Here is a 12,658-nt window from a genome sequence, read left to right on the forward strand (position 1 = left end):
GTGGCCTTTCGACCACCTTTTAAAAACTGGAAGCATCAAGGGGTCAGTCCGTGTCGGCCTCGGCGGCCAATGCTTTGACAAGCTCCACGACCTTGCGGCGAACCTTTGGGTCGGAAATCTTCACGAACGCCCGGTTGAGCTGAAGCCCCTCCGAGGAAGAGAGGAAATCAACGACATAATTTGAGCTCGACGCTTCCGCCATGCCGGTCAATCCACCGGTGTGATCGCCCGGGGCGTCCTCGAAGAAAAAGGAAACCGGGACGTTGAGAATACTCGAGATGTTCTGCAGGCGGCTCGCACCGACGCGGTTCGTGCCCTTTTCATATTTCTGGATCTGCTGGAAGGTAATGCCGAGGCTCTCGCCCAGCTTCTCCTGGCTCATACCAAGCATTGTACGGCGAAGCCGAATGCGGCTGCCAACGTGTATGTCGATCGGGTTAGGCTTCTTCTTGTTTTCAATCATGGTCGTGCCCTAGCAAAGAATTTCAACCTGGTTAAACCGGCAGTGCCCAGACCCATCCGTAACGCCACGTTGTAAGCGGCGCAAACCCTATCATCAAGCATACGTTAACAACGCCGATCGCCACCACTATGCAATTTTAGGGGTTTTCGGTCAATTCGGCTTGAAAATAAAACCAAAGCGGGAAATCGACGCAATCAAAATCAATAACGTTTCAGTCAACCAGAAGTAAGCTTGCTGCGAAAACAAGTTCCCGGATGCGCTGCCGAATCCCTCAAGGGTTGCGTCGATGAACCCTCTCTCATTGAGGCTGAGCCCTGCAACAATCTGCCCGTGCGCATTCACGATCGCTGAGATGCCGTTGTTGGCGTCACGAATCAGCGGCAAACCGGTCTCCACGGCGCGCACCCGCGCTTGCTGGAAGTGCTGATAAGGACCGGGCGTATTGCCGAACCACGCGTCGTTCGTGATGTTCAAGATTGCACCGGCGTCGGCGATGTTGCCGGTCATCTCGTCGGCGAAGATGATCTCGTAACAGACCAGAGGATAGAGCTTCAGCCCCGTCGGCAGTTCCAGGAGATGGCGCGTTGCAGCGGCAGAGAATCCGCCCGGCATCTCAACGATATTCCGGATGCCGAAATCGTCGAGGATATTCTCGAACGGCACGTATTCGCCGAATGGAACGAGATGCACCTTGTCGGAAGCCGCGACGATCTGGCCGCGTCCATCGAACGCGTAGATCGAATTGTAGTAGCGCACCGGGTTTCCCGGTCCCATCTCTTCGGCTCGCACGGCGCCTGCAATCAGAATCTGATTGTCGTCCAGCGTATCGGCGATCCGGGTAAGAGCATCCTGGTTGTCGGTGAGGATGAAAGGGATCGAGGTCTCCGGCCAGACGATGATGTCCGGCTTCTTTCCGCCGTCCCGCGGCGCTTCGGCGGAGAGCTTCAAATGCATCTCGAAGATGGCCGAGCGGTCGGCGTTGCTGTCGAGCTTGGCCGCCTGATCGATCATCGGCTGCACGAGCCGGATCACTGGCCGTTTCTCCTGCGGCAGCGTGGGAGCTTCCGGCGCGAGATACAGCACATAACCGCCGTAGCCGACATGAGCTGCAAAAAGCAGCGCGGCCAGCCCCACACCCGCCGTCGCACCCTGCCGCGTCCCAAGAAGAGCGGGCGCAGCGAAGACGAAGACGGCAAGCGCGGTTACGCCCGTGGTGCCGACGACGTGTGCGGACTGCATCATCAGCGGCATCGGCATGATGCCATAGCCGACCGCATTCCATGGAAAACCCGTGAATGTGACGCTGCGCAACCACTCGAAGAGACCGAAGCTTGCGGCAAGTGCTGCAATGCGGCCTATCCCGTCCGACCAGAAGATGCGGGCGACAGCCGCCGCAAGGCCATAATAGATCGACAGCACTGCCGGCAGGCCGAGGATTGCCAGCGGCAGCGCCCAGGCAAACTCTTCCGAGTCAATCATCAGCGCATGGCCAAGCCACCAAAGGCCTGCGACGAAATAGCCGAAGCCGAAGAGCCACCCGATCGCGAAGGAGGGCCACAGTCGGCCGAGGACGCTTGCCTCGGGGGAGGCGGCTGCGCCATCGATCAGCCAGACGAGGAGCGTGAACGAGAGGAACATCACAGCAAAAAAGCCGATCGGCGGAAGTGCCAGAACGGCAAATGCGCCGGCAAGGACAGCCAGCAATGCTCGTTTGAAACCCCAGACCAGGATGACCCTGTCCGCAAGCCGCTCCATGCGCACTCCAATCAAGTCGCGAATCAACCCGGTCCGCAGTCTTTCAAAAAAGCGGCGCCTTGTCGTGCCATGCGAAAATCAGTTCGACGTGGATTCGGCAGTCCGGTCGTCGGTTGCCTCAGCACCGGTCGCACTGTCGCCGTCCGCCTTGACACGGCGGCGGATCGCCTGACGCTTGCGGGTGATGCGCACGCGCTTGATGCGGCGCGGATCGGCCTCGAGAATGTGGAATTCGAAATCCGGCAGCGCCTGGACCACTTCGCCTCGAACCGGGATGCGGCCAAGCGCGGAGAAGATGAGACCGCCTAGCGTATCGACCTCGTCCACCTGCTCGCTGATGTCGAAATCCGGGCCGATCGCCTCTGCAATCTCTTCCAGTTCGACGCGGGCATCCGCCACAAAGACGTCTTCGGAAATGCGCTTGAACATGACTTCTTCGTCGTCATGCTCGTCGTCGATGTCGCCGACGACCATCTCGACGATGTCCTCGTGTGAAGCAAGGCCGTCGGTGCCGCCATATTCATCGATGACGAGCGCCATCTGCGTGCGGTTCACCTGCATGCGGCGAAGCAGATCGGATGCCAGCATCGATGGCGGCACGAAGAGGATCTTACGGATGATGCCGGCCTCGGCGAGCGTCTTTTGCAGGTCGACGCGGGCGAGATCGAAATTCGGCTTTGCCGAGCGCACCGGCTTTTGAATGTTCTCTGTAGCGATCTCGACAAGCGGCTTGGCAGTCTTGGAACCTGCCCGGCGCTTGTTGCGTGCCTGCTTTGCGACATAGGAAAGCAGGTCGCGGATGTGCACCATGCCGCGCGGATCGTCGAGCGTATCGGCATATACGGGCATGCGCGAGCGCCCGGATTCCTCGAAGAGGATCATCAATTCGCCGATGGTGATGTTCTGGTCGACCGCCTCGATATCGGCGCGCGGGACCATGACGTCGGCGACACGCACTTCGCGGAAACGCAGGATGTTGTGGAGCATCGCCCGCTCGTCGGGCGAAAAGGCATCGTCGCCAGTATCGTTCGTCATAAGCGCGTCGGCGAGATCTTCGCGGATGCGCGAACCTTGCTGGGGGCGGAGAATGCGGGCGGCACGCGCCCAGAATGATCGTCCTGAATGCCTGCTACTACTGCCCGCCTCATCTGAGGAGGAGGATTGATCGGCGTCCTTGGTTTCCGCCGCCGGTTTCGTTGTAAAGTCGCTCATGGTTCCATTTTAAGGTCTTGACCCTCGTATGGGTCAGATAGGCCGAGTACTGCCAAAATGCGAGTCTCCAACCCCTCCATAATTTCGGCTTCGTCGTTATTCATATGGTCGTAGCCGAAGAGATGCAAGAAACCATGCACCATCAGATGCGATAGATGGTCCTCGAACGATTTTTCGAGCTCCCGCGCTTCCCGTTCGACGGTCTCCCTGGCGATGATGATATCACCAAGCATCGGACCTGGCATCTCTCCCGGCGCGATCGGAAAGGCAGGGAAGGAAAGGACATTGGTAGCCTTGTCTTTCTTGCGCCATTCGGCGTTGATGGCGCGGATGGCCTCGTCATCCGTGAAGACAAGCGAAAGCTCCGTCGCCGTCTTGGGAAACCTCTGCCTCTCATCTTTTTCGAGAACCTTCGCTGCCGCTTCCAGCACGCGTTCGGCCAAAGCCTGAAGTTCATTCTCCGAGGGCCAGTCGCCCTCCTCGATGCTGACCTGGATATCGATTTCGGCCATCAGACCTGCGGTCCGGCGTCTTCCGGCCGCGTCGTATAGGTGGCGTCATAGGCCCTTACGATCCGTCCGACCAGCGGATGGCGCACGACATCGACATCCTTGAAGCGGATCGTCGAGATTCCTTCCACGCCGTCGAGCAGATGCAGTGCTTCGACAAGGCCGGACTTCACGCCGCGCGGCAAATCGATCTGGCTCGGATCGCCCGTGATGATCATGCGCGAATTCTCGCCGAGGCGCGTAAGAAACATCTTCATCTGCATCGATGTCGTGTTCTGTGCCTCGTCGAGGATGATGGCCGCGTTCGAGAGGGTGCGTCCGCGCATGAATGCGAGCGGCGCGATCTCAATGACGCCGGCCGTGATCGCGCGCTCGACCTTGTCTCCGGGGATCATGTCGTAGAGCGCATCATAGAGCGGCCGGAGATAGGGATCGACCTTCTCCTTCATGTCGCCCGGCAGGAAGCCGAGGCGCTCGCCGGCTTCGACGGCTGGCCGCGAAAGGATGATCTTCTCGACGGCGCCGCGTTCCAGCATCTGGGCCGCATGCGCGACGGCGAGATAGGTCTTGCCCGTGCCGGCTGGGCCGACGCCGAAGACCAGTTCGGCGCGCTCCATGGCGCGTATATAGGCATCCTGCGTCGGCGTGCGCGCAACGATCGTCTTCTTGCGTGTCGAAATCTGCGCCATGGTCAGCTTGGCTTTTTTCTCCATGGTCGGCAGGCTCAACTGATCGTCGGCGGCAACCGCCATGCGGATAGCGCCTTCCACGTCGGATCGTTCCACGCTGCCGCCTTTCTGGAGCTTTTCATAGAGGTAGTCCAGCGTGCGCCGGGCTTGGTTGGTGGCGACGACGTCACCGGTGATAACGACGGAATTGCCGCGCGCACGCGCATCGATATGCAGCCGCTCTTCGAGAAGCTTCAGGTTCTGATCGAATTGACCAAATAGCTCGCTGGCGAACCGGTTGTTCTCGAACGTCAGGACGAAGTGATTGGCGTCGCTCGCAATGCGTGGGTGGCGCGGTGAAGAAGAAACCAATTCTTGTCCGTTCAAGCGGTCGAGCTCCCTAGGTTAAACCCCAGCCTCTGCAAACTCGGCAAACAGGCTGTTCGTTCCGGTTCCGGTGATTCGCACTTTGATAATGTCACCGATTTGCGATGCTTTTGCATCAACATTCACCGACTGAAGCCAGGGAGAACGGCCGATAAGCTGTCCTGGCATGCGGCCGGGCTTTTCAAGCAGCAAATCGATCTCCTTGCCGATGCAGGATACGTTGAATCCCTGCGTCTGCTTGAGGAGAAGCGCCTGCAGGCGCTCGAGCCGTTCTGCCTTGATCTCTTCCGGCACCTGGTCCTTCAGTTCCGCCCCGGGCGTACCCGGCCGCGTCGAATATTTGAAGGAGAAAGCCTGCGCATAGCCAACCTCCTCCACCAGACGCAGTGTAGCTTCAAAATCCTTGTCTGTCTCCCCAGGAAAACCAACGATGAAATCGCCCGAAAGCGCAATATCGGGGCGGGCTGCGCGGATGCGCTCGATCAGCATCATATAATCGGCTGCCGTATGGCGCCGGTTCATGGCTTTCAGGATGCGGTCCGAGCCCGCCTGCACCGGCAGGTGCAAGTAGGGCATCAGCGCCCGCAGGTCGCGATGCGCCTCGATCAGGCGGTCGTCCATGTCGCGCGGATGGCTGGTGGTGTAGCGAAGCCGCGCAAGCCCCGGAATTTCAGCAAGGCGATAGAGTAGATCGCCAAGGCTCCATTCTTCGCCATTGGTCCCGGCGCCGTGCCACGCGTTGACGTTTTGGCCGAGCAATGTGATCTCGCGCACTCCGCCTTCGACGAGTTTTTGCGCCTCTTCGACAATCTGGCTGACGGGCCGGGAGATCTCCGAACCACGCGTGTAAGGCACGACGCAGAAGGTACAGAACTTGTCGCAGCCTTCCTGCACCGTCAGGAACGAGGTCACGCCGCGCGAGCGGATCTTCTTGCTTTCGGCAATCGGCAGATGCTCGAATTTATCTTCCAGTGCATATTCCGTATCGACGACGCGATGGCCCTGCTTGGCGCGCCGCAGCGCGTCCGGCAGGCGGTGATAGGTCTGCGGGCCGATGACCACATCGACGGCAGGCGCGCGGCGGAGGATTTCTTCGCCTTCGGCCTGGGCAACGCAGCCGGTCACGCCGATCATCATCTCGCGCCCGTCGGCGGCTTTCTTCTTTTTCATCTCGCGCAAACGACCGAGCGCCGAATAAACCTTTTCGGCCGCCTTTTCGCGGATATGGCAGGTATTCAACAGAACGAGATCAGCCTCATCCATGTTCTCCGTTTGCTCGTAACCGTCGCGGGCGAGTGCATCGCTCATGCGCGTCGAGTCGTAGACGTTCATCTGGCAGCCATAGGTCTTGATGAAAACCTTGCGGCTGTTGCTGCCATCGCGAAGGTCCTGGCTGGGGATGGTCTCCGGGGCCGGAAGAAGGGCGCTGTCTTGGGTCATGGCGGGCTATTTAGTGGTTTTTTGCCATCTAGAAAATCGAAATCTTCCCTCAAGAGATGTCGCGGCCGCGCAGGCGGCTGTGGAGCATTGTACGGATACGCCGTGCGATGGTGGCGCTGACATCCTTCCGGTTCGAATCGGAACGGTATTCGACCGCCTCGCCGAAGGCGACTTCGGCATCGAGCGCCGCGCATTTCACGACGTCAATCAGGTGCGGTACGAGTTCCACGTCGCCTGGCCAGCCGGCCAGCGGGCGGTGATAGCGGCCCATCGCAACGCCGTGCGCCTTTGTATAGGCAATCGCTACCGGCTGCACGAGGACGGAACCGCTCGGCGAGTGCGGCACAGCCATGGCGGCCGCTCCGAGGAGCGAGGATTTGACTTCCAAAAGGCGATTGCCATCCGAGGTCGTGCCTTCGGGAAAGAGCACGATGATCTCGCCGTCCGCCATGCGGGCTGCGATCTCGCTTGCCTGATTGCCAGTCTTTCGCTTCTCTTCACGGACGATGAAGACGCTTTTCTGCAGCCGGGCAAGCATGCCGAAGATGGGCCAGTCGCGCACTTCCATCTTGGCGATGAAGGCGACATCGGCGACCGAGGACATGACCATGATATCCATCCACGATGCATGATTAACGCATAGCATCAGCGGTCGGCGCTCCTCAAGCTTGCCGTGGACCTTTACGCGAATGCCGAGGGCGTGGCAGGCAGCGCGGTGCCATAGGCGCGGAAGAATGCGGCGAAGCTTCCAGTCGAAATGGAGGCCGAGAAGCTGGAGGGGCATCAGCAGCGTGCTGGCGGCAGCGACGACGACCGCGGCATAGGCGATGCGCAGCCAGACGATCAACGCGAACTCCTTGCGGCTGCGGTCATCGGCTCAGCGTTCGTCTTTCTTCAGCGGAATGCCGTAAAGCTCCAGCCGATGATCGACAAGCTGGAAGCCATGCTCACGGGCAATGCGCTCCTGCAGCGCTTCAATCTCCGGCGATCGGAATTCGATGACCACGCCGTTCTTCAGGTCTATCAGGTGGTCGTGATGTTCTTCCGGCACCGTTTCATAGCGCGAACGGCCGTCGCGGAAATCATGGCGGGCGATGATGCCGGCATCCTCAAAAAGCTTGACGGTCCGATAGACGGTGGAAATCGAAATCTTCGCGTCGACCTTCGCGGAACGGCGATAAAGCTCCTCGACATCCGGGTGATCTGCCGACTCTTCCAGGATGCGGGCGATCACGCGGCGCTGTTCGGTCATTCGCATGCCGCGCTCGGTGCAAAGCTCCTCAAGGGTCTTGGCTGCGTCGCTCATTGGCGGCCTTCATTCCAGATTCCAATTCTCAACGGAACTAGCGAAGAACGCGCTTCATGACAAGCGCCGTGGAAACGGCGCCGTTCGCGTCCTTGTAGTATCCGCGGCGCTCGCCGATTTTCTCGAAGCCGAGCTTGTGGTAGAGGCCGAGGGCGGCGGCATTGCCGTCGTCGACTTCCAGGAACATGCTCTCACCCCCGCGCAGCTTGGCTTCACGCATTGCTGCCTGCATGAGCCGCCAGCCGAGGCCGGCACGGGCAACCTTCGCCTGTACGGCGATCGACAGGATTTCCGCTTCGCCTGCGACCTGGCGCGCAAGCACGAAGCCCGGCAGCGGTTTTTTCAGGAAAGCGTTGGTCTGGTGCGCCACGAAGCCGAAGACATTGTCCTGGCTGAGCAGGCTGTGGAATTCGCCGTCACCCCAGGGGCGGGCAAATCGTTCGCCATGCAGCGCAGCGACCGCGCGGCAATCGTCACTGCCCATTGCGATGATCTCGAATTCGGGCTTCAGAGTGAGATAGGATTCCAGCATGGTCACACTCGCGCGATCGCGAACCCGGCCTGCGGTTTGGCGTCGGGTCCGCGCAGATAAAGAGGCTTCGGCTTTCCTGAACCGGGATCGGCGGCTGCACCAAGGCGTGCCACGATGGAAATCGGAAACTTATTGGCGTGTTCGCCCGTCGCGTCCGGCTTCAGCAGCGGCGCGGCGGAGCCTGTGATCTCGCCGACAAAGGCCGCCGCAATAGTTTTCGCCTCCTCGATCGTCACTGCGCGAGGTTCATCGAGCGCCGGGCCGTCGACGGAAAAACTCTGGAGATAGATTTCGCCGCGCTTGGCGTCCATGGCGGCAAGAACGGGGCGGCCGGGTGTCTTTTCGCGCTGGGCGGCGGCCATAGTCTCCAGCGTCGTGATGCCGACGGTGGGGATGTTGAGCGCAAGGCCGAAGCCACGAGCTGCGGCGACACCGACGCGGATGCCGGTAAAGGAGCCAGGACCGATCGTGACAGCAATGCGTTCGACCATCGCGAGCTTCATATCCGCCTGTTTGAGCACGCGGTCGACGATTCCCATCAAATGCTCTGCATGGCCCTTACCGATCAGGTCGGATGCCTCCCCCAGCACCGTATCCCTGCCGCTGTCGTAGAGAGCGGCAGCGCAATCTACACCAGCCGTGTCGAGCGCCAGAACAATCATGCCATCAATTTCCGAATAAAAGCCTACCACAAATTCAGCCGGTGCAATGCTGAGCCGGCCGAATTTAGGACAAATCGTCAGGCGGCGATGACTTCCTGCACTTCGGGAACGAAGTGACGAAGCAGGTTCTGGACGCCATGCTTCAGTGTTGCCGTGGACGAGGGGCAGCCGGAGCAGGAGCCCTTCATGTTGAGGTAGACCTTGCCATCCTTGAAGCCGCGGAACGTGATGTCGCCGCCATCTTGGGCAACCGCCGGGCGAACGCGGGTTTCAAGTAGCTCCTTGATGGTGAGCACGATGGTCTCGTCGGCCTCATCGAAGAATTCACCGCCGGCATCGAGCTCTTCCGAAAGCACGGAGGCATCACCCATGACCGGCTTTCCGGACATGAAGTGTTCCATGATGGAGCCAAGGATGGCGGGCTTCAGGTGCTGCCACTCCTGGTTCTCCTTGGAGACGGAAATGAAGTCATAGCCGAAATAGACACCGGTTACGCCCGGGATTTCAAAAAGGCGCGCAGCAAGCGGCGACACCTGGGCTTCCTCGGCGCTGCGGAACTCGGCGGTGCCGGTCTCCATCACCACCTTGCCCGGCAGGAACTTCTGTGTGGCCGGATTCGGTGTGGCTTCGGTCTGAATGAACATTTCGCTCTCCATGCGGGCCAGGTCGTCGCTCAGGCCGTCTTTAGAATTCTTCAAAAGAAAATAAGCCGATTGGCGGCGCTAATCAAGAGACAAAGACTCCAGAAATAGCCGCATTCTGCATCACGCCTTAGGCCAGCGCATCCAGTTCTTCCTTCGTCAGCGTGTCAGGCAGCACGGTGACGGGGATCGGGAAAGCCGCGGCTTTTCCTACAACGGACGACACCAGCGGTCCCGGGCCCTCCTTGGCGGAGCTTGCGGCCAGCACCAGGATCGCGATGTCGCGGTCTTCTTCGATCACCGCATTGATTTCCTCGACCGCACTTCCCTCGCGGATGACGACTTCCGGCTCGATGCCGATCGTTTCGCGAACCACCTGTGCCGATTTGGCGACGATGGCCTCGGCCTCCTCACGGGCTTCGGCCCGCATGATCTCCTCGACGCCCAGCCATTGCTGAAAATCGCCTTCGGGAATCACGTAGACAAGCACCAGCCCGCCATTGGAATTCTTGGCGCGCCGGCCGGCATAATGCACAGCGCTCTGACATTCAGGTGTGCCATCGATCACCGCCATGAATTTGCGGCGATGCCCTTCGAGCCGTGAGAGTCGCTTTGATACCATGGCGCGGACTCTGACACCCTAACCGGGAAATTTGCAAGCCCCCGTCATCGCACGGGAGCTCGCCGTCAGCGGCATGCCTAGTAGAGGAATCCGATGATGTCACGGACATCCTTCATGGTCGCTTCGGCGCGCGCCCGGGCACGCTCGCCGCCGTTGCGGAGGATTGCGTCGATATGGCTCGTATCGTCCATCAGACGGCGCATTTCGCCGGTGATCGGCGAGAGGACCTGAACGGCGAGATCGACCAGCGCCGGCTTGAAGACGGAGAACTGCTGGCCGCCGAATTCGGCAAGCACCTCAGTCTTCGTCTTGTCGGCAAGGGCCGCATAGATGCCGACGAGATTGTCGGCTTCGGGGCGGCCCTTCAGGCCCTCGACCTCGCTCGGTAAGCCGTCCGGATCGGTCTTCGCCTTGCGGATCTTCTTCGAGATGGCTTCCTCGTCGTCCAGCAGATTGATGCGCGAGAGATCGGACGGATCGGATTTCGACATCTTCTTCGTGCCGTCGCGTAGCGACATCACGCGCGGAGCAGGGCCTTCGATCAACGGTTCGACCATCGGAAAATAGGCGTGCACCGGCTCGTCGCCGACGGTAATGTCGATGCCGCGGCCGGCACGGCGAATGTGGTCCTGATAATCAAGGTTGAACTTCATCGCGATATCGCGGGCGAGTTCAAGATGCTGTTTCTGGTCGTCACCGACCGGAACATGCGTGCCGCGATAGACGAGGATGTCGGCCGCCATCAGGCTCGGATAGGCAAGCAGGCCGAGGGAAGCATTTTCGCGGTCCTTGCCGGCCTTGTCCTTGAACTGCGTCATGCGGTTCATCCAGCCGATGCGGGCGACGCAATTGAAGATCCAGGCGAGCTCGGCATGCTGCGGCACGGCAGACTGGTTGAAGACGATATGCTTTTCCGGATCGATGCCCGAGGCGATGAAGGCTGCGGCGATTGAGCGGATCTGGCCCGGCAGGTCGTCGTGCACGAGCTGCGCTGTGAGGGAGTGCAGGTCGACGACGCAATAGATGCAGTCGTTGCCTTCCTGCAGCGCCACGAACTTGCGGATCGCGCCGAGATAGTTGCCGAGATGGAGATTGCCGGTTGGCTGAACGCCAGAAAATACGAGCTTTTTGAATTCGGTCACGTAGTCCTCGATTAGGCTGGTGGAGGGCCCCAGGGCACAGTCGCCCATGTTGCTAACGCGGCGGCTTATGCACGCGCTCCGTGCTGCAATCAAGGGGCGGTCGGTGCGGCATGCCGGATCAGGTCGAAAGTATTGCCGTAAGGATCCGAAAATACGGCCACGGTGCCGTAAATCTCATGCCGGGGCTGTTCCAAAAAGCGCACGCCCCTGGCCAGCATGGCGGCATGATCTCGCGCAAAATCATCGGTCTTCAAAAAGAACCCGACGCGACCGCCGGTTTGGTTTCCGATCGCCGCTTTCTGTGTCTCGTTGACTGCTTTGGCAAGGAGGAACGCCGCTCCATCCCCTCCCTTCGGTTTGACCACCAGCCAGCGCTTGCCTTCCGGCTGCACTTCGTCCTGCAGGCAGTCGAAGCCAAGCGCTCCGCAATAGAAGGCTTTTGCACGATCATAATCGTCGACGACGAGAGTGACCAGGAAGAGGGATTGGGACATCTGCAAGCCTCCAGTTGCCGGGGTTTCTTAATCTGTCGCGGCGTCGTGGGGTAGGTGCAAGCGCCGTCCGAAAGGATTGGCATCTTTTTATTGCCCCATTCTCAAGCGTTTAAAGGCCGCTATTTCGCATTATGGACGCGTTCTTAAGTTTCACAGCCCCTCTAATACAAGTTTTGTTGCAAGGCCTTGTTTTTCATCGAAAGGTAGAGAGTATTTTATACTCAATTTGAGTTATCCCTTTTATATAGAATCCAGCAATATGAGGATACTTCACTTTTCACGTAAGTATAAAATTTCACAAATTGGCCATTTTTTGAATGAACGTTCTCGGCGCCAACCCGAGCCGGGCGGGAGACCCGCCGCGCTCTACCTGGAGGGGACGTCATGCATACGATTTTATCACTCGTTCTTGCTGGCTTGTTCGCTTTGTCCTGTTACGCCGAAGCAGGCGCACAGAACGCTAAAAAACCCCCAGTAAGACTCCTTAAACACACCACGTCACAGCCCTATACGGTTCAGACCGTCAGCGTCAAAGTCGGCTGCTTCCCGCCGAAACTCAGAGCCATTCTCGCGCATATCGCCGCCAAGACCGGCCGAAGACCGATGGTCACGTCCGGTCTCCGGCATTCCGGACGTGCGCATTCTCAGCATCGCCATTGCAACGCAGCCGACATCCGCGTGCCGGGCTTATCGGAACGGACGATCGTCGCGGCAGCGCAGACGGCGCCGGGTATCGGCGGTATCGGGCGCTACTGCAACGGCATCGTCCACGTCGATATCGGGCCGAAGCGGCGCTGGCGCCATTGCTGATAACCAAGGCTGCGG

Annotated in this window: 15 protein-coding genes; 1 reads left to right on the forward strand and 14 read right to left on the reverse strand. The window is 59.7% G+C overall.

The features are described 5' to 3' along the window. Positions 1-43 precede the first annotated feature (43 nt). The 14 genes from QA644_RS00095 to QA644_RS00160 form a co-directional block, all read right to left on the reverse strand. Positions 44-463 carry a helix-turn-helix domain-containing protein gene (locus tag QA644_RS00095; protein WP_022713467.1) on the reverse strand — a complete coding sequence of 140 codons (420 nt, stop codon included), beginning with the start codon at positions 461-463 and terminating at the stop codon, positions 44-46. 150 nt (positions 464-613) lie between these two features. After that, positions 614-2,218, reverse strand: a complete 1,605-nt coding sequence (gene lnt / locus QA644_RS00100; RefSeq protein WP_283070478.1) for an apolipoprotein N-acyltransferase — start codon at positions 2,216-2,218, stop codon at positions 614-616. A gap of 78 nt (positions 2,219-2,296) precedes the next feature. Further along, positions 2,297-3,430, reverse strand: a complete 1,134-nt coding sequence (locus tag QA644_RS00105; RefSeq protein ID WP_183926080.1) for a hemolysin family protein — start codon at positions 3,428-3,430, stop codon at positions 2,297-2,299. Next, complete coding sequence (gene ybeY / locus QA644_RS00110; RefSeq protein WP_239595868.1) at positions 3,427-3,942, reverse strand: rRNA maturation RNase YbeY; 516 nt, start codon at positions 3,940-3,942, stop codon at positions 3,427-3,429. Before ybeY ends, QA644_RS00105 begins: the two co-directional genes overlap by 4 nt. Further along, positions 3,942-4,994, reverse strand: a complete 1,053-nt coding sequence (locus tag QA644_RS00115) for a PhoH family protein (protein ID WP_022713471.1) — start codon at positions 4,992-4,994, stop codon at positions 3,942-3,944. Before QA644_RS00115 ends, ybeY begins: the two co-directional genes overlap by 1 nt. Positions 4,995-5,012: 18 nt before the next feature. Further along, positions 5,013-6,434 (reverse strand): tRNA (N6-isopentenyl adenosine(37)-C2)-methylthiotransferase MiaB, encoded by a 1,422-nt coding sequence (miaB, locus tag QA644_RS00120; RefSeq protein ID WP_283070482.1) that lies wholly within the window; start codon positions 6,432-6,434, stop codon positions 5,013-5,015. A 49-nt stretch (positions 6,435-6,483) separates the two neighbouring features. Next, on the reverse strand, positions 6,484-7,281 hold the full coding sequence (locus QA644_RS00125) for a lysophospholipid acyltransferase family protein (protein WP_283070484.1): 798 nt from the start codon (positions 7,279-7,281) through the stop codon (positions 6,484-6,486). A gap of 30 nt (positions 7,282-7,311) precedes the next feature. Then, positions 7,312-7,740, reverse strand: coding sequence for a Fur family transcriptional regulator (locus tag QA644_RS00130; RefSeq protein ID WP_074066426.1), 429 nt, complete (start codon positions 7,738-7,740; stop codon positions 7,312-7,314). A gap of 37 nt (positions 7,741-7,777) precedes the next feature. After that, entirely contained in the window at positions 7,778-8,272 is a 495-nt protein-coding gene (locus QA644_RS00135; RefSeq protein ID WP_028739411.1) for an N-acetyltransferase, read from the reverse strand. A gap of 2 nt (positions 8,273-8,274) precedes the next feature. Then, positions 8,275-8,934, reverse strand: coding sequence for a tRNA (adenosine(37)-N6)-threonylcarbamoyltransferase complex dimerization subunit type 1 TsaB (gene tsaB / locus QA644_RS00140; protein ID WP_283070487.1), 660 nt, complete (start codon positions 8,932-8,934; stop codon positions 8,275-8,277). A 77-nt stretch (positions 8,935-9,011) separates the two neighbouring features. Next, a complete protein-coding gene (locus tag QA644_RS00145; protein WP_239595860.1) occupies positions 9,012-9,578 on the reverse strand; it encodes a NifU family protein in 567 nt (188 codons plus the stop codon). A gap of 127 nt (positions 9,579-9,705) precedes the next feature. Further along, complete coding sequence (locus QA644_RS00150) at positions 9,706-10,197, reverse strand: universal stress protein (RefSeq protein WP_283070490.1); 492 nt, start codon at positions 10,195-10,197, stop codon at positions 9,706-9,708. A 77-nt stretch (positions 10,198-10,274) separates the two neighbouring features. Further along, positions 10,275-11,339 carry a tryptophan--tRNA ligase gene (gene trpS, locus QA644_RS00155; RefSeq protein WP_283070492.1) on the reverse strand — a complete coding sequence of 355 codons (1,065 nt, stop codon included), beginning with the start codon at positions 11,337-11,339 and terminating at the stop codon, positions 10,275-10,277. Positions 11,340-11,428: 89 nt separating this feature from the next. Continuing rightward, on the reverse strand, positions 11,429-11,833 hold the full coding sequence (locus QA644_RS00160; protein ID WP_074066429.1) for a VOC family protein: 405 nt from the start codon (positions 11,831-11,833) through the stop codon (positions 11,429-11,431). Positions 11,834-12,217: 384 nt separating this feature from the next. Between QA644_RS00160 and QA644_RS00165 the strand changes: the two genes are divergently transcribed. Further along, entirely contained in the window at positions 12,218-12,643 is a 426-nt protein-coding gene (locus QA644_RS00165) for a D-Ala-D-Ala carboxypeptidase family metallohydrolase (protein ID WP_074066430.1), read from the forward strand. Positions 12,644-12,658: the final 15 nt, after the last annotated feature.

Origin of the sequence: Rhizobium sp. CC1099 (assembly GCF_029714385.1) — a bacterium.
Lineage (GTDB): Bacteria > Pseudomonadota > Alphaproteobacteria > Rhizobiales > Rhizobiaceae > Rhizobium.

Excerpts from the sequence above, each read along its gene's own strand:
- QA644_RS00160 (WP_074066429.1), bottom strand. The coding sequence starts at position 11,833 with ATGTCCCAATCCCTCTTCCTGGTCACTCTCGTCGTCGACGATTATGAT.
- QA644_RS00130 (WP_074066426.1), bottom strand. The coding sequence starts at position 7,740 with ATGAGCGACGCAGCCAAGACCCTTGAGGAGCTTTGCACCGAGCGCGGC.
- QA644_RS00145 (WP_239595860.1), bottom strand. The coding sequence starts at position 9,578 with ATGTTCATTCAGACCGAAGCCACACCGAATCCGGCCACACAGAAGTTC.
- QA644_RS00095 (WP_022713467.1), bottom strand. The coding sequence starts at position 463 with ATGATTGAAAACAAGAAGAAGCCTAACCCGATCGACATACACGTTGGC.
- QA644_RS00135 (WP_028739411.1), bottom strand. The coding sequence starts at position 8,272 with ATGCTGGAATCCTATCTCACTCTGAAGCCCGAATTCGAGATCATCGCA.
- miaB (WP_283070482.1), bottom strand. The coding sequence starts at position 6,434 with ATGACCCAAGACAGCGCCCTTCTTCCGGCCCCGGAGACCATCCCCAGC.
- ybeY (WP_239595868.1), bottom strand. The coding sequence starts at position 3,942 with ATGGCCGAAATCGATATCCAGGTCAGCATCGAGGAGGGCGACTGGCCC.
- QA644_RS00165 (WP_074066430.1), top strand. The coding sequence starts at position 12,218 with ATGCATACGATTTTATCACTCGTTCTTGCTGGCTTGTTCGCTTTGTCC.
- QA644_RS00150 (WP_283070490.1), bottom strand. The coding sequence starts at position 10,197 with ATGGTATCAAAGCGACTCTCACGGCTCGAAGGGCATCGCCGCAAATTC.
- lnt (WP_283070478.1), bottom strand. The coding sequence starts at position 2,218 with ATGGAGCGGCTTGCGGACAGGGTCATCCTGGTCTGGGGTTTCAAACGA.
- QA644_RS00105 (WP_183926080.1), bottom strand. The coding sequence starts at position 3,430 with ATGAGCGACTTTACAACGAAACCGGCGGCGGAAACCAAGGACGCCGAT.
- tsaB (WP_283070487.1), bottom strand. The coding sequence starts at position 8,934 with ATGATTGTTCTGGCGCTCGACACGGCTGGTGTAGATTGCGCTGCCGCT.